We start from the raw sequence: 17,425 nt of genomic DNA on the forward strand, positions 1-17,425 counted from the left end.
GGGGTGACTGGCTTTGTCGCTTTAGTGGTTTTCTTTATTCTTAAATCCTATACCAAAACTCGGCTTCCAAACGGCTGAAGCACTGCATCGATATTGTGACTAAGATTACTCTGAAATAACCTTATCAAACCCAGATTTTGATTTAGAAAGTGCTTCCATTGGCGATAGGTTGTCAGGATATTCTTCTTGTTCAATAACAATCCATTTTGCACCGCCGCTAACCACCGTCGCTTTGTAAATTGCAGACCAGCTAATACCATCTTCACCGATGATTGGGCGTAAATTACTGCCCTCTTCTACGTCAGATTTAAAATGCGTGGTAATCGTTCTGCCTGGGTACCTCTTTACAAAAGCGATAGGGTCTTTGTCTGCGTGAATTGTCCAACCTACATCTTGCTGAAGAATCACCGACTTAGGTGTGTTATTCGCAATAAAATCAAAAAACGTGGTGTCTTCATACGAGGCCCATTCTTCGGCGTGATTATGAAACCCAACTCTCATTCCTTTAGGGGCTAATTTTTCTGACAAGCGCGACAACTCACTAACGAATTCTGTTACATCATCGTCATTAAATGCACGATCATCCCAAGGAATAATGAGATCGGTAACGCCCAGCGCTGTATAAAATTGAACGATTTCATCAAAATTATTATTAAGTAGTTCGGCAGACACATGCGCACCACTTGGCGCTAGCCCAATGGATGAAAGGTAGTTTTTTAAAGCGGCTGGATCGTTGTCATAGGGGCCAAAATCGCCCGCAAACTCCACTCCATCAAACCCTAAATCTGCCACTTGTTCGAGTGTACCTTTAAAGTCTTGTTTAAGCGCATCTTTCACAGACCAAAGCTGTACACTAATTTGGGGCGCATTGAGGGTGGCGTTTAGCTGTTTGCTCTCCATCTGCTGCCCAGTATTCTCGGTTTTAGTATTCATAGTGTTGTCGTTGTTGCACCCAGCCATCATGGCAGTAGCACAAAGTACGAAGGGCATCATGATGGAAGAAATGTATTTTTTTCTTAATATCATTAGAGTCGTCCTGATTTAACTTCTTTAACAGCATAGTCGACTGCTCGTGCTGTCATGGCCATAAAGGTAAGTGATGGATTTCCTACGCCAGTTGAGCAGAAGCTGGCCCCATCGGTTACAAATAGGTTGGGTACATCGTGAGATTGATTGAACCCGTTTAAAACCGAATCTTTTGGGTCGCGCCCCATTCTAGCCGTTCCCACTTCGTGAATCGCTAGCCCTGGCGGTTGCCCCAAGATACGTTTTTGAATATTGTGAAACCCTGCTTTTTCCATCATGGAAGACGCTACTTCTAATGCACTTTGCATCATAAGGTTTTCGTTTTCCGACCACTGACAGTTAATATGCAGTTGAGGAATACCCCACTTGTCCTTCTTCGACGAGTGGAGGGTAACTTGGTTATCTTGGCGCGGAAGCATTTCACCTTGGGCTTGCAGGCCAATTCCCCATTTACCTGGGTTGTGAAGCATATTTTTGAAACTTGCGCCAAAGCCGTCTCTGGTTCCCATAGATTGCCAGTCTTCACGAGATGCTGATCCCGCCAATGCAAAGCCCCGTTTGAACTTTTCATGGTAGCGGCTGGGTTCATAGTGAAAGTTGGGAACGTATAAAGAGGCTGGCCGCCTTCCGGTGTAATACTCTTGTTCGTACCCATCAATACTGGCTGTAACAAGGGCATTGTAATTATGATCCATCAAATACTGCCCCAATACACCAGAGCTATTGGCAATGCCTTTTGGAAATGTTTTTGAGGTACTGTTCAACATGATTTGAGTAGAACCTAGTGTTGATGCACATAGGAAGACAATCTTGCCGAAATACTCTCGTTGTTTGAGTGTGTCGTTATCTATTACACGCACACCCTTTACCCGATTTGTGGTGTCGTCGTAGATAAGGCTTTCTACAACGCTGTTCGGGGCAATAAATAGGTTACCTGTTTTAGCGGCGGCGGGTAACGTCGCGCTTTGAGTAGAAAAATAGGCGCCAAACGAACAGCCTTTTTGGCATTCGTTTCTTGCCATGCATTGCATTCTTCCCAAGTCGACATGAACTTTCTCAGGCTTGGTTAAGTGTGCGCATCGACTGATGATAACCGGCTTGTCAGGTTCAGCGTCTGCCATTTTTGCGGCGAAATCTTTCTCTGGCTTAGTCATTTCAAACGGCGGCTGAAACACACTATCTGGCAGCTGTGGAAGATTTTCTGATGTTCCGCTGATGCCTACAAACTTTTCAACGTACTCATACCAAGGCGCCAGATCATTATATCTGATTGGCCAATCGTTACCATGTCCGTCCAGTTTATTCGCCTCAAAGTCGAAAGGGCTCATACGATAAGATTGGCGATGCCAAAGCAGTGACTTTCCGCCTAGCTGATTGGCTCTTATCCAGCTAAATTCAGTGCCTGTTTTGGTGGTGTAGGGATAGTCTTTATCATTGCCAAAAAATTGCTTTGTACCATCGTGAAAAGCGTAACATTGCTTTTGAATAGCGAACTGCTCGTCAACAAGTTCCTTATCCACTTTTGTTCGGTTAGCATATTCCCACGGCGGCTTACCTTCGCTAATGTAATCTTTACGATGCTCTACAATACGACCTCGCTCGATAATAAGCGTCTTAAATCCTTTCTCAGTGAGCTCTTTAGCTGCCCACCCACCGGTAATTCCAGAGCCAATAACAATGGCATCGTAGGTTTCTGATGATTCTTCAATATAGGTTTCTTTATTCATAATTGAGACTTCCGTATCTTAATAGTAGGCTTTCGAACTGAACGCACTGCCCACAGCAGTTAAGGGCACTGAGCCTTTGAACCCGCCGGGAACGGCGAGATAGGTCAGCTCTTTAGTTGCGCCTATTTGAGATGTGTAGTACCCAAAAACGATTAAGCCCTTGATGGTTTTGAAATCAGACCTTAGCGTTTCACTAAATGGTGCCTTGCTGGCTTCCAACATAGAAAGCAACGCCAACTGTGACGTTTTATCTGCGTTAACGAACGATTGTTTGTTTATTTCTTCACTTGCCAAATCAATCGCTGACATGACGTTAATTGCAGATTGCTGTTGTTCAGACGAGTACACAGTGCTTAGCTGATGGTCGATAAAGAGGTGACAATTTACTTCTGCTGCTCCTGGGGTGTCCGTTGCAGGAATGGTTAGCGCACAAATTTGGCGAAGTATCGCGAGGTTATCTCCGCTGAAAAGCGTTGGCGATTTTCCACTTTGCTTTTCACCAAATGCTTTGGCAGATGCAAGTGCAGGCATACTGACCATTGAGTTGGCAGCCGCTACACCGCATATCGTTGCAAGGTTTTTGATCAAGTCTCTACGGTTCATCTTAGTCTCACATATTTAATTGAGAGGTATTGGATACTTTCAAATGCTGTAAATTCATTTGGATTTATTTGTTAATTTACATCCTGATGTAACCGGTTTCAAGATTTTAAGGTTGTTACATTGTAATTATATTTTAAGCTATTGATATTTATGTGTTATTTTTATTCTGGGTGAGTTGCTTTGATGATATTTGTGTAACATAAATGTAAAGTTGCTTGTCGTTGTTTATGTGCGTTTTATCGTAATAGATGAACTTTTTATAATTGTAATTGTTTAGGTGTTTTAATTTTATCTATCTGAATATTAACAATTATTGTAATATTTTTGAGGGTTTTAAGAAAATAATTAAACAAATCCATGTAAATGAATTGTTGTTGAAAAGTGTCTTTTACTGATTTACATTTTCATCACTGAAAACGGTTTCATTTGTGGTGGCGCTAGACGTCATTGACTCATGAAATATTGCCATCACGCTAAAAGGGATGAAAGATGAGAGACAGTTTAAAACACCATCACGGATTCAAACGAACCGCACTAGCATTGTGCGTTCTAGCTGCAACACAAAGTTATACGGCATCAGCCCAGGAAACTGAGACATCTGATGAACTTGACGATATAGAAGTCATTAATGTTAGTGGTATTAGAGGTTCTCAAGAGGCTTCCATTTTTGCCAAACGGCATGCTGCAACGGTGGTCGACTCTATCGCCGCGACAGATATCGGTAAATTACCGGATGTCACCATTACTGATTCACTGCAACGTATTTCAGGCGTTCAAATTCGACGCACAGCTGGTGAGGGAGGTTCGCTTAACATTCGCGGTTTACCTCAAGTTGTCACTCAGCTAAATGGTGAGCAGTACCTTGGCGCAAACTCAGTAGTATCTACTCAACCTAACTTCAGTGATATTCCTTCTCCCTTATTTCGTGGTGCCGATGTATTTAAAAATGCCACTGCGAACCTTGGAAATGCGGGTATCACCGGCACGGTGAATCTTAAAACTTATCGTCCATTTGATTTCGAGGAAGGTTCAACATTCAGTGGTGCAGCAGAGGTTCAGCGAGGCGATGAAACAACCTCAAATGATCCGAACTTATCAGCACTTTATAACTGGCAAAACGGGAAAGTTGGCTTCATGCTTTCCGGTACCTATGCCAATGTGAATTTAGCGAATTCTTATAATGGTTTAAACACAGCAAACCCTGGCGACGCTGGTTGGACTGACCGAACTAGTGCCGATGATATCGGAGTAGCAGGCCGAGAAGGAAGAGTGATCCTTGGGGCACAAGGCTTTTCTGCATGGAATCAAGGTACTGAACGAGAACGGATAGGGATAAACTCCTCTACCCAGGTCGATTTAGGAGAAGGTTTCATATTTACCGCTGATGTATTTTACACAGAGCAAGAAGAATACAACCGAAAAGTAGGATTAAGCGCGACCAACAAGTGGGGCCCTAGAGGTTGGTTTGAACCAACCGAAGAGCGAGCTACGGGCGCAATGATTGATGGTGGCGAAATGTACGCTTGGCAGCAAGCAGAGCTTTACCCCTCGCGAATGAAGTCTTTCACGCAAAATGACGTTTATAACAATAGCTCGACGAATATAAATTTGCAGCTAGATTACGATAATGGTGGTGCATTTACTGGTCAGTTTAGAGCAATCGTAGGCAGAGCGTCACAGGAGCATCGTCACGGTTATAACGAAGGTGATATGACTAACGGCCAAACTACGCTTGGTCGTACGACGAATCTAGTGCCAGCGGATAAGTGCAGACCAGAGGATGAGGTAGTCGGCGATCAAGGCGGCTGCTTACAAGCGATTAATGCGTTAGGTTACAGTGAAAACCCGCACCTTACCTACGATACAACCGGTGAACATCCTGTATGGAGTGGCTTCGACCGTTCTCTTGCTGGTGGGTTAGGCGATGGCGCGACAATAGCCGATTATATGGGGAATCTGGGAAGCTACAATGTGGGCGCGTATAGCTCTGAGAATAATGAAAACGCAAACGGCGACATTAATGCCTTCAGTATGAAAGGTAAGTATCTCTTTGAAAGTGGTTTCGTTACTAGTATTGAAGCGGGGATCCGTTATGGGAAGCGAAGTGCCGATTATGAGCGCTATCATCTATTTTCACCGGTGCAAACTGCAGGTTGCTTAGCCCAGTGGAAAGCGACCGATGTATTGCTTGGTGCAAATGCTCCATCGTGTTCAGACGGTGAAGTTGTTGATGGTCAATTTATGCCTTATGCCGCGTTAGAAAATATTCCGTTAGATCAGAACAACAACGTTATTCAAGTCTCAGACTTTGGACCAGTGTCGGGCATACCTACCGTATGGGCAGTAGACCCCGCTGACTATGATGATCCAGAAGCTTTTCACAATCGCGTATTCGGCCAATCAACCCGAGAAATTGTGCCAGGTTCCAGCTTCAATGCAGATGTGGCAGAGCTGAGTTATTTTCTACAAGCTAACTTTGAAGGCTTAGATGGTTTATTAACAGGTAATGTAGGCGTACGAGTTATCGAAACAGACTTGTCTGTTAAGCAAAATATTGCCGGTGATAATTTACCGTATAGCGCCACAGCCATTGATGTAGGCGATGTGCTTTCAGACAATGAATATACCGATGTTTTACCCTCATTGAATTTGGCCTACCGCATTACTGACAACGTAATTGCCCGATTTGCTTACTCTGAAAATATGACGCCATTAAATCTAAACCAGTACGGTGAAGGTTTAGCACTTAGCAATGCACTTGATTCAGTTGAAGGCAGCCCTACGCAAGGTCAGTTCATTGTTACCGGTGGAAGTCTTGCGGGTAATCCTCAACTCGATCCATGGCGCTCTACCAACTACGATTTGTCACTAGAATGGTACATCGGTCAGGCGAGTATGGTGAGTGCCGCTGTTTTCCGTGTTGATATAGACAGTTTTACTGTGAATGAAACGGTAGATATGGAAATGCCAGATGCTGATGGCATTGTAAGAAGAAGCGTGCCTATAACTACCTTGGTGCAAGGAGATGGTGGAACACTTGAAGGCTTCGAACTTGGCGCTAAAGTAGCATTTAGCGACATAGTTGAACCTGATTCATTACTCGCTAGTTTTGGTATAGACACGAACTTCACTTACTCGCCTAGCGAAGGTGCAGGTACCGATATTTATGGTGAAGAGAACATGTTCACCGATAACTCAGAACGTCAGTTCAACGTTATTGGTTGGTATCAGGGAGACAGGTTCGAAGCGCGTATTGCTTATAATTATCGTAGTGAAAGACTAGCTGGCCAAGGCGGGTGGGGAGCACTTAACCTATTTCAAGCGCCGACCTCATACGTAGATATTTCTGCCAGCTACGACATTACAGAGAACATGTCTGTCTATGCGCAGGGCTCTAATATTACTGGGGAATACGAAGATTATTACCTGCAATGGGAAGATCAGTATGCCTTCCAAAATTACTATGAAACAAGATACATAGTAGGCGTTCGCGCCAAGTTCTAATTTAGCTAATCATTGTTGGGGGGTACGTTTTGTACTCCCCATGAATTACACTTGGCAGAAAGGGAAAGTTAGTATGATTTTCAGGTATCTGATATTTCACACCGTAGCACTCTTTTAATCACCTCCATGTTAATAACAATAAGTATCAAAATACTATGGCGACCATCCGAGACGTTTCTAGGGAATCTGGTTTATCAATAGCGACAGTTTCGCGCGCAATAAGTAACCCTGAGATGGTTTCAAAACAAAGCCTTTTACGAGTCAATAAGGCTATAGAGAAACTTCAATATCGACCTAATTTATCGGCACAGAAGTTCCGCTTGCAGCGAACCAATACCATAGTGGTGCTGGTGCCTGATATCGCCAATCTATTTTTTGCGACGCTTATAAGCGGTGTTGAAGATACTGCTGCCAAGCATGGCTATAATGTGCTGTTGGGGGATACTCGAGACAACATGAACCGAGAAGAAGAGTTTATTCGGTTAGTGGAAACCCGACAAGCTGATGGGCTTATTCAACTTACGCCACATTCTAAAAATGCGTTGCTGCCTATGAAAGACGTTAAAGCGATAAATGCTGCTGGCTGCGAGGGCACGCCCTATTTATCTGTTCGTATCGATAATATTGATGCGGCGCAAAAAATGGTGCAATACCTCATTAATCTAGGCCATAAACGAATAGGCGTGATTTCGGGGCTTCGAGATAACGCTCATTCGAAGGAAAGGGTTCAAGGATATCGCCAAGCGCTAGAAAAAGCAGGCCTAAGCTACGAAGAAAACTTAGTAGTAGAAGGCGATTTTAAGTATTGGTCTGGGTTAAATGCGGTGCGCCATATTCTTAAAATGGAAGATAGGCCAACAGCTATTTTTTGCGCAAATGATCAAATGGCGATAGGCGCAATGAAGGGGATTAAAGAGCAAGGTCTTAGAATACCTGAGGATATATCAATAACAGGATTTGACGATCTTGATGTGTCGAGTTATTGCGATCCGTCGTTGACTACAATAAGGCAACCCGCAGTTGAGATGGGAGAAAAAGCCGCCGAACTTTTGTTTCGCATAATTGAAGGGAGACAGCCCAGCTTTTCCGAATATATTCTTCCCTATGAAATCATCATTAGAGATAGCACCAGCGCTTTGAAATAAACGTGAGGTTGTTCGTTATTAGTAAATGATAATCAGATTTACATCGTGTTTGGTTATGCACACGGTGGTGAAGGTGTATATAGAAAAATGGTGGCCCCACCCTGACTTGAACAGGGGACCTGCCGATTATGAGTTATCTTGGCTTATTGATTTATAAAGGTTTTTTGCATTTTATTGAAATTCACTTAAATTTTATATAAGTCATTTAAAAACATGTATTTATATTGTTTTTGTTTGATCTTTGTTTATTTCTTTTGTAGCACATTTGTAGCACAGGGGAGTGGGCTGTGCTACAGTTTTTGTAGCACAGAAATCATAAGCAGATCGGACGGCTATGCCTGAAAAGTTCAAGTTCACCAAAAAAGTTCTTCAAGAAATAAACCCGCAAGAAAAACGTAAGCGCTATTACGACTTGGATGTTGCGGGTCTGGTTTGCGATGTAACACCTGCGGGCAAAAAAGTATTTCGAGTTTATAAAAGGTTGAAGCATCAATCTTCACCGTTAAGTGTAACGTTAGGTTCATTTCCCGAATTGACAATTGAACAGGCGAGACAGTCTGCGCGTGAAACGCTCAACAAAATCGTTAATAAGCAAAACCCAAATACAGAAACTAGAAAGCAGCAAGAAAAGCTAGTAACTATGAAAGAGGTTTTCCTCCACTACAAAAGTAATAAGTCGCTTTCTGACAATACTCTACGGGGATATAACCAGGTGATGGATTGTTACCTTGAAGACCATCGCGAAGAGCCTCTTATTTATTTTGATGAAAATACGGTAAAAAAAGTACATGCGAGCATAACAAAGCGCAGTAAAGCTCAGGCCGACTTAACTATGCGTTTTATTCGAGCATTGTTTAACTTTGCCAAATTCGAGTACCGAGACGAAAATGGAGTAAGTCACTTTGAAGAAAACCCAGTTCATATTTTATCGCACCTACGCGCTTGGCATCATGTTGGAAGAAAGCAGACTTATTTAAATGGACAGCAAATTGGGGCGTTTTTAGATGCAGTAGACGATGTCAGAAACGAGGGTATCGCTACTTCTATGCTTTTCCCTATATCCGTATGTGACTACATTGAGACTGCTCTATTTACCGGTTTGCGTAAAACAGAGTTAGTTCAATTGAAGTGGGAGCAAGTAAATTTAGGCGAACGCAGTTTCTGGGTAGAAAAAACTAAAAACGGTGACCCTTTAAAATTGCCAATATCACCACACTTACAAAGTATTTTTGAACGTAGAAAAGAATACCAGACTGAAAGCCCTTACGTTTTCAATGCCGTAAACAATGTAGGTAGAATCGTTGAGCCAAAGAAAGTTCTGCATAAAGTGAGCGAACGTGGCGAAGTTGTTTTTTCAATGCATGATCTTCGTCGTACTTTCACTACGGTAGCCGAGCGAATCCAAACAGGCACCTATACCTTGAAAAGGTTGCTGAATCATAAAACAGGGCGTAATGACGTAACCGCTGGATACACCGTTCTTACTCCGGAAGAGTTACGTGAACCAGCAAAGCGCATTGAAAATAAAATTTTGGAATTAGCAGGGAGGAGGCAGAAAGCGGACGAAGTTAATTCAGGGCTGGTGGACATAGCCTCATTAAGTAAGGAAGAAAAACTAGCGTTGGCTCAACGGTTGTTGGCTCAGGTTTCGTGAATATGGGTAGTATACTACTGCTTAGACTGGGCTTAATCTGACTGAGAACTACGAGCGAAAGCGGTTCGTCATAGAAAAATTGGGGCATTAGGCTTAACCTAAAATACTGGTCATTAATAATTCGAAAAAAGAAAACCTTCAATTCTAAGCCTGTATCACTAATTCAGGCTCCAGTGGCTGAGCCGGGACAGTTACTTTCTACCCAAATACTCTACTCGTACATTCTCGCCATCGTCTAGGTTGATCATTGAATAACCATACGAATCGTTAACTACAACAACGGTTGAAGCAGGAAGCCAAAGCATTGAATCAATTTTATCTAAAGCATCTACTTGCCAAACACTTCCGTCGTTTAATGAAACGATTCCACCGTCATTTGATACTTTGGAAATGAAAAACTCTCCGGTGATAGGAAAAGTGCTCGGGTAATTACTTTGTGAAGATATTGTAGCGTTACTTAGGTAATGCTGCGCATTCTGCTGATTTGTAAGTTGAGCAATAAACCTAAAATTTTCCCTGTGTAAATAGTTGATTGCTTTTGATTCATAAAGAGGCGTTAAAGTATTAATAACTTTACTATTTGAGCTTACGTCAATTTGACTGTAACTGCTCGAATTGGTGAGTTTATCTAGGTCCAATCGGAGTGGCTGTCGGTAAACGTCTTCAATGAGCTTTGTTATATCTAAGCTACTATTTTTGGCCGATTTATCGGCTTGGTGGACTCCATGCTTTAATTCAAACGTTCGCACCGATTCGTCTTCAACAGTATTCTCCCAGACAAGATCTCGTTCCATGTCTATAAGAAAAAATCTCCAAGATGCTTTACGTTCAACATTAAAAATCTGTATGTTATAGGTATAAGGAGAAAATGATTTTTTTTGAACGTATCTAGGTGTTTGAGATAGGCTGTTGCTAAGCGCTCTAAGCTCACTTTGCATTGACATGAGCTGGCCTCTCATGAAGGCAGCTCCCCCACCGCTTAGGTTAGCGGAACTCATTACAGAATTTTGATAGTTAATTTCACTTCTTAGCTGCTGAATCTCAAAACTGATTCTTTCATATTGAGGGTTAATCTTATTTATTGAGCCAGATTCAAACTTCGAAGATACTTGAAGCGATTTTTTGTCTACTATCGATGCGGTATCTTGGATTGGTAGTCCAATTAAAAAGAAATCATGTTCTAACTTTGAAATTTTATCGACAATTTTATTCTGTAACACCATGGTTTTAAAGTGCGGGACGGAACGTGTTACCTGAGTGGTACTGTTGTTTAACCAGTAAATATTGGCGTATGTATTTTCACTTTTCAAAAAATGCTCTTGCAGGGTTTTGAAAAGACTAATTTCTTCTATGAAAATATTGAGAGAGTCGGTTGCTGTTGCTTTTTTTCTCACTATCTCATGAACCAGCTTATATGGCTCTTCGTTATCAATTTTCCAAAGTTTAACAGGGTACTCCCTGATACAGTTAACCAAATCATTAGCTTTGCAAGTAGTGAGGTTGTTTACTAAATTTACTTGGGCTTCAGCAAGTGTATGGTCAATACTTTTTTCTAAACGTGTTTTCCAATCGGCTTCCCAGTCACTACCAAAAGCTTGAATCAAAGCATTTGTCTTATCAACATGTTTGGAAAAATCTTTCCATCTGGTTCTATCTTGTAAGTTTTCTGAAGACAAATCATTTACTAAGTTATCGATAGTAGTTTGCCCTTTATGGCTTAACAGATATCTATCAAGAGGAACAGAGGTGGTTTTTTCCATATATATTTTGTTTGTATTCTGAGAAAGTATAACTGTAATCGCTTCACTATATCGTTCCTCTTTGACTAAGTCAGCGATATGAGTATTACGGGAGTAGCTGGAGTTGTAGATGGCTGTTTCGGGTAGGGGTACCTTTGTTGAAGAGCATGAACACAATAACAAGAGTATTAAAAAAAAATTACACTTCATGAGTGCCCTTTGGAAATCCACTAACTGAGCAAAGTATTATTAAGTAATTTTTACTCATTTCCAATCACTTAGATTGTATTTTGTCAGTTTTTTTCCGTTTTCAGAAAACTGAATGTTTGATTGGAGAATTTAGTTTTACAGAAATTGTTCAGCTACGCCCTGCAAACATCGACATGTCTCAATTTGCTGACAACAAAACTTCATCTTTACATGCGAAAAAACAACTCTATTTTTTGGTGACGGATTGTCGCCGAAGGTGATTCGTTGCATCCTAGTCAAGCATATCAATACCTTGGAAAACAGACTAAGTAGCTACAGACGTCTATAAATCCTAACCTCTAAACAGATATGCATTGAACCCATAACTCACCATGCTAACGAAAAGATTAAATGACTAAATTATCAAACATAGACCTCAACGATATTGATGAAGTACTGCGTAATATTTTGGAAAAACAAAGCTTTATAGAGCAATCTTATTCTACTTATAAAGAGGCTCAACATCGTGAGAAGCAAGATATTGCTACTTGTGATTTTAGCTCTGTTTGTAAAAACGCAATATCAGCTATTGAGAATAGTTTTAACCTACTATTGAGTTGTTTACCCTCAGAAGTTGAAGAAAGAATAAATGAGAGTGGTAAACAAGAGATGAACAATTCACTGCGGCTGGCTATTCATCTAAATAATGAAGTAAACAATTTCAAGTCTGATGGCTCTACAAAGCGAACTTTTAAGCAAAGAGCTGATACTATTTTATCTTCAGAAGGCTTTCGAAAGCTTGCACAAGCAGAAGGCATAAACCCTGATATCAAAGGTGCTGCAAGGGAAGAACTTCTTAAACTTATCAATAAAGATAAACCAACAACAAAAATTTACTAAAAATATACTCCTAGGTGTTTAGCTCAATAAAATTGAGGCCTAGAGCATATACACCCCCCTGTTTTTTCATAAAGGGGGGGACCCCTTCCTACTATTTACCGCTTCTTTATCGTTGTTAAATCTACGGGCATTTTAATCAAACTAAGAGAGCCCAAATGAAAGTAACTACACAAACAAAACTATTATCACCTCAAGAAGTAGCAGAGCAACTGGGCGTTACACTCAATACGCTCGCTGTGTGGCGTTGCCATGGCTCAAGCTCTTTATCTTACGTAAAAATAGGGCGCTGTGTCCGTTATCGTGTGGAAGATGTCGAAGCGTTTATCAATGCACATAGGTTTTATCATGCAGATAAGCCGGTGAGCTCTTGTGATTAACACCACAAATAATGCCAATCGATCTATATCGATAATAACCAGATCATCGAATACACAGAATATTGAGGTAAAAGCACATGAATAAAGGTGTAAAGAGCAAGAACTCAGCTGAAAATAATGGGACATTGAATCCCGAACAATCCCCAGTTTTTATCGATTTCCTAAAACTCAGAGTTAATGACGTTGAAGCGCCAAATCCTTACTTTGAAATGATTGCAGTTCAGTTGCTCAAATATAAGTTATTTATTAGTCATATACAGTGCAATCGAAGTAGAGGCTATGACTGTGCCTACAAAATTGTTACCACAAACCAAACGCGAAACGTTGTGGGTAAAATAGAGTATAGCCAGCGATATAAAAGAGTTCTTTTAGAATTTACTGGACTTGGATGTGCGTGTATTGAAAAGGTGGAGTCTGACTACAGGTGGCTGCAAGCATTAATCGGTCAGCAAACGGTGACTATACGACGTATTGACCTAGCGTTAGATGATGAAAATGGACTCTATCAGATTGAAAAAATTGATAAGGACTATTCTCGGGGGCGCTTTAATTCCCAGAGTGGTAAGCGACCTAAAAAGGAAAACCTAGGCACCAAGATTGAGGGTAGAACACGTTATATCGGAGGCCCGACTGCTTACAAGAGAGGCTGCTTTTACGAAAAAGGTAAACAACTAAAGCTCACATACTGTAGGCCATGGATGCGCCATGAGGTGAGGTTCGTAGCGAACGACCGAGATCGAATTCCCAACGAAGCTATTCGCCTTCGTGCAGACTACTTCTACAGCGCGTTTCCAAAGGCACTGCAGAAGTTATTAGGAAAACATTGTGCAATACCTGTTACTGAGCGTTTTATGCGTGAGTATGTTAGCGATATGTCGGCAAGAGTTGCGCACTGTAAACGTCAATATGGCCCACTTATAGGAACACTTACCGAACATCATGGCGCAGAAGCTACATGCGATATGTTGTCTCGTATAGGAAGAAACAAGGTTATCGAGCTTCCGCCTTTTGTTGATAATGTTTCGTTGTCTAAATACACCGATGCTATTGCTCTTCAATCGGGTGAAGCTATATGAAACATATTAGATTTACCGATAGCTTACTTCGCCAAGCAAGTAAGGGGAGTTTTATTTGTCGAGACATTGTTGTTCCGCAATTGCAATTCCGACCAGCAAAGCTTCACGGAAAAGTCGGCTACTTTCATTGCTTGTATTCAGAAAGCGGTATATCGACTAGCAAAGCCTTGGGTGAATATCCGATAGTCGGTTTGCAAGAGGTGCGAAAGCAGGCAAGAAAGTGGTTAGTAGAGCAACACGCAAAGCGATACAAAATAAGCAGTGTTGAACGATTTACTAGCGTGGGTGAGCTATTAGACTGGTATCAGTCAAACATCGCACAACAGGAACTTAATTCGTTTCGAACGATAAAGAACAAATCGCATAGAGTAGAAAGCCTACTCCTCCCATTTTTATCCGACATTGATGTATCAGATTGTTCTTCACAGCTGCTGGACAAAGCTTGGCTAAGGCCATTAAACGATAGGTTTTCACCGAGCACGCTGCGAGGCGCATTTCAAACGTTGAAAGCTGCCTTTAAGCAAGCTCATGGGCTTCGCTATATTGCCGAAAATCCTTTGTCGGACCTTAATTTTATCATGCTGCTACCAGCTTCGATTAAACCTAAAAGAGCAGCGCTTGCTGGATTAACTTTAAATGAGGTTATAAAACAATTTCAACACTTTAGTGCACCAGACCGGTTTTTGTGTCTGCTTTGTTTAGGATTTCTTACACGTAATACAGAGACGGTAATGGCGCGATGGCGAGACTTTAATACAGACCAAATGTCTTGGAACATCCCTGGAGAGCATACTAAAACTGGAGCGGCACTAACGTTGCCATTATCAACACATTCACTTAAGTGGTTAAGCGATTATAAACGACAACAGCGGCGATACTGCCGCAGCCGTTTTCTGTTTCCAGTTAAGCAAGGACGTAGCGGTTGGTCTTCTAGCTATGCGGCTCAAAGAATCATGAAAGCGAGTAAAGGGAAGTTTACTCTTCATGACCTGCGTAAGTATGGTTCGACATATTTACGTGACAGTGGTGTTGACTACTATTTGGTTGAGCGATTACTCAACCACAAAAAGACACACTTAGACGCGACATATATTCATACTACGTTGCGTGCACCTTTGATGGAGGTGATTGAGTGCTGGCATCGTAATATTAATGAAATATACAAAATTTCAATGTAAGCAAGCGTGACAAATATATTTAGGTTAAAGCAATGTTGTAAGTGCCGCAATAAACCGCGAGACTGCTTGCAATTGAATTGCTCTAATTAGATCAAAGGGCTTAATTTTAAGCTTCTATTGAAGTGTTATTTGTTTATTAGATAATTGCGAAGCCAGTTGAGATATATTATTCTTTAAAGAACGAATTCTAGAACATTCAGTTCTCAACATGCCTTCAAAATATTCACCTACACTACATGCACCGAAAGCTTTTACCTTTGTTTGAGTCAGATTGCCGCTCGACTCATTAGTGAATATATAGGTAACCTCTGACTCAATATCACTGGAAAGCACAGAGTTTGACGAAAGCTTGGTTATTACCATCTCTAACTGATAATTTTCTCCTTCGTCTTCATTAAAAATTTCAGAAAAAGCACCGTTCAAACTATCTAGCACCTTCGGAGTGGCTCTAGTCAGCCAATGGTCGTTGAGTGTCGTCACTGCGTATTTGTCGCCTAAGTAATCATGGACATCAACTTTTCCCGTGAGCTCAAAGTAGGAGCCTACCCTCACCTTTATATCGTTAACCTTTGCTGTTTGCGACTGTTTAAGAGCGGAAGAATCCACATCGAACAGCATCGCAGGTGGTTCACTGAAAGTAGGCATAGCACATCCAGTGCAAAGCAAGAGGAATAAGCTAATAAGACTTGCACGCATTCAACAACTCCTTGTTATGTTTAGTTTAATTTAATGTCGGGGTTTATAATGCGTGGCTTCGACGTTTTATTCAACTTTTTTGAATTTCACCGAATTATATTCTCCAAGCTTTTACCATCCAGTGTTCAACTTCGTTAAAGTCATTTTTGCATATTTCACATCCTCTTTAGTTATCAGTTTTCTTTCCGTCTTTTAAACGAAGATGGAACCTTTGAAGCCTCCTTGTGACATACGTGTAAGCGTTATGCCGATAAATCTTCTAATAAGAGATTTAGTGAAACAGGGCATTACTGCTAAATCTAAGAATAATTTTGACTAGCTTTAACGGTGTTTCCGTGGTCAAAAAAGTGTAGTGAAGTAAATGCAATAATAGCAGAGTGTCTTTAATCACGAAGGTTAGCGCTTTATTCAGTATAAATAACCGTGGTGTATTACGTGCTAGCGTTAGGGCCACAAAATATCGGCAATCTGTTCGGTAAGTTCCCAGTAAATGATTACGTTCTTGGTTCGGACCACTTGTAACATTTAGTAGATGTTCAAACCTATAGTTGGCATCGGCAGACGACATGTGACTGTCTTTACTATCAACTTACTTATACTTTGGTATATAGTGGTGAGGAATGACAAGGAAGCATGGATACAACTAAATGGAACTAACACAGCGTTATTGGATGCTCGAATTATTAGCTTATTGGGAAGGGAAGGTTAATACCAAACCTTTAATTAAAGCTTTTGATATAAGTCGACAAAGTGCCAGTGCCATTATTAACAAGTACCTCGCTTCAAATGAAAATACGTTAGTATACGACGTAACCCAGAAAGCTTACTTAATCACAGAAGCTTTCAATCCTAAATTCATAAACAAAACAGTTGATGAATACTTTGATTGGCAGCAAGTAGGCAAAATCCCTTCATTTCAATCTCGCGAACCTTCAGCAAGCCAAATAAGAATTCAGCCTCTTCCACGATATGTTGATCCTAGTGTTATGCGGCCGCTTTTGAAGGCGATGAAATGTAAAACTGCGGTTGATTGCGAATATCTCTCTGTTACAAACAACGAACCACTTGGCAGGCTGGTTTACCCACACTCTTTCGTTAAAGCTGCAAATCGCTGGCATGTAAGAGGTTTTTGCGCACTTCGCGATAATTATTTAGATTTTGTTCTAAGCCGATTTCGAAGTGTCGAATACGACGGAGACGAAGCTTCATATACTGAAAAAGAGGATGTTAAGTGGAATACATTTGTGGACCTTATTTTAGCACCTGACCCCCGCCTCAGCGATATTCAAAAACAAGCACTCGAAAAGGACTTCAATATGAAGGATGGTCGATTAATAGTAAAAGCTCGAGGCGCTTTAGTGAAATACACCCTAGATGACTTGCAAATAAAAACGAAAATGCTTGAAGCAGACCCCCAAGCCCAGCAGTTGGTATGTGTTAATTATAGTGACATTAAACGGTGGTTATACGAGTAAATTCGGTTACTTAATTCACTACTATCAATCTTAGTGTCTAAAAACTTTACCTGTTAAAAATACCAGTGTTGTCATTCGGCTAGCTATTGTAGAAAGTGAAACACATGATGTGTTCACAGTTTTAGGTAATATAAGA

13 protein-coding genes are annotated in these 17,425 nt (G+C 41.1%); 8 read left to right on the forward strand and 5 right to left on the reverse strand.

Annotated elements, in window-relative coordinates; genetic code table 11:
• Nucleotides 1–105: 105 nt before the first annotated feature.
• The 3 genes from FLAVO9R_RS04135 to FLAVO9R_RS04145 are packed head-to-tail and all read right to left on the reverse strand — an operon-like array spanning nt 106 to nt 3,356.
• Complete coding sequence (locus FLAVO9R_RS04135) at nt 106–1,026, reverse strand: sugar phosphate isomerase/epimerase family protein (protein ID WP_232370578.1); 921 nt, start codon at nt 1,024–1,026, stop codon at nt 106–108.
• A complete protein-coding gene (locus FLAVO9R_RS04140) occupies nt 1,026–2,753 on the reverse strand; it encodes a GMC oxidoreductase (RefSeq protein WP_159529030.1) in 1,728 nt (575 codons plus the stop codon). The genes FLAVO9R_RS04135 and FLAVO9R_RS04140 overlap by 1 nt, the downstream gene beginning before the upstream one ends.
• 18 nt (nt 2,754–2,771) lie before the next feature.
• Nucleotides 2,772–3,356, reverse strand: coding sequence for a gluconate 2-dehydrogenase subunit 3 family protein (locus FLAVO9R_RS04145; RefSeq protein WP_159529032.1), 585 nt, complete (start codon nt 3,354–3,356; stop codon nt 2,772–2,774).
• Nucleotides 3,357–3,845: 489 nt separating this feature from the next.
• On the opposite strand from FLAVO9R_RS04145, the gene FLAVO9R_RS04150 reads away from it, so the two are divergent.
• From FLAVO9R_RS04150 to FLAVO9R_RS04160, 3 genes are all read left to right on the forward strand, one after another.
• Nucleotides 3,846–6,860 carry a TonB-dependent receptor gene (locus FLAVO9R_RS04150; protein WP_159529034.1) on the forward strand — a complete coding sequence of 1,005 codons (3,015 nt, stop codon included), beginning with the start codon at nt 3,846–3,848 and terminating at the stop codon, nt 6,858–6,860.
• Nucleotides 6,861–7,015: 155 nt separating this feature from the next.
• Nucleotides 7,016–8,005, forward strand: coding sequence for a LacI family DNA-binding transcriptional regulator (locus FLAVO9R_RS04155; RefSeq protein WP_159529036.1), 990 nt, complete (start codon nt 7,016–7,018; stop codon nt 8,003–8,005).
• A 334-nt stretch (nt 8,006–8,339) separates the two neighbouring features.
• Nucleotides 8,340–9,659, forward strand: coding sequence for an integrase family protein (locus FLAVO9R_RS04160; protein ID WP_159529038.1), 1,320 nt, complete (start codon nt 8,340–8,342; stop codon nt 9,657–9,659).
• 191 nt (nt 9,660–9,850) lie between these two features.
• Here FLAVO9R_RS04160 and FLAVO9R_RS04165 read toward each other — a convergent pair whose 3' ends face one another.
• Complete coding sequence (locus FLAVO9R_RS04165) at nt 9,851–11,419, reverse strand: hypothetical protein (RefSeq protein WP_159529040.1); 1,569 nt, start codon at nt 11,417–11,419, stop codon at nt 9,851–9,853.
• 579 nt (nt 11,420–11,998) lie between these two features.
• Between FLAVO9R_RS04165 and FLAVO9R_RS04170 the strand changes: the two genes are divergently transcribed.
• From FLAVO9R_RS04170 to FLAVO9R_RS04185, 4 genes are all read left to right on the forward strand, one after another.
• Complete coding sequence (locus FLAVO9R_RS04170; RefSeq protein WP_159529042.1) at nt 11,999–12,487, forward strand: hypothetical protein; 489 nt, start codon at nt 11,999–12,001, stop codon at nt 12,485–12,487.
• Between the two features lie 155 nt (nt 12,488–12,642).
• Nucleotides 12,643–12,864, forward strand: coding sequence for a helix-turn-helix domain-containing protein (locus FLAVO9R_RS04175; RefSeq protein WP_159529044.1), 222 nt, complete (start codon nt 12,643–12,645; stop codon nt 12,862–12,864).
• Nucleotides 12,865–12,941: 77 nt separating this feature from the next.
• On the forward strand, nt 12,942–13,940 hold the full coding sequence (locus FLAVO9R_RS04180; RefSeq protein WP_159529046.1) for a replication initiation factor domain-containing protein: 999 nt from the start codon (nt 12,942–12,944) through the stop codon (nt 13,938–13,940).
• A complete protein-coding gene (locus FLAVO9R_RS04185; protein ID WP_159529048.1) occupies nt 13,937–15,118 on the forward strand; it encodes a tyrosine-type recombinase/integrase in 1,182 nt (393 codons plus the stop codon). The genes FLAVO9R_RS04180 and FLAVO9R_RS04185 overlap by 4 nt, the downstream gene beginning before the upstream one ends.
• Before the next feature lie 114 nt (nt 15,119–15,232).
• Here the strand turns inward: FLAVO9R_RS04185 and FLAVO9R_RS04190 are convergent, their stop codons facing one another.
• The gene (locus FLAVO9R_RS04190; protein ID WP_159529050.1) at nt 15,233–15,814 is read right to left on the reverse strand and encodes a hypothetical protein; all 582 of its coding nucleotides are present in this window, start codon (nt 15,812–15,814) and stop codon (nt 15,233–15,235) included.
• Between the two features lie 647 nt (nt 15,815–16,461).
• Between FLAVO9R_RS04190 and FLAVO9R_RS04195 the strand changes: the two genes are divergently transcribed.
• Entirely contained in the window at nt 16,462–17,289 is an 828-nt protein-coding gene (locus FLAVO9R_RS04195) for a WYL domain-containing protein (RefSeq protein WP_159529052.1), read from the forward strand.
• Nucleotides 17,290–17,425: the final 136 nt, after the last annotated feature.

The organism is Alteromonas sp. 38 (assembly GCF_902506055.1).
In the GTDB taxonomy this organism is placed as follows: Bacteria; Pseudomonadota; Gammaproteobacteria; order Enterobacterales; family Alteromonadaceae; genus Alteromonas; species Alteromonas lipotrueae.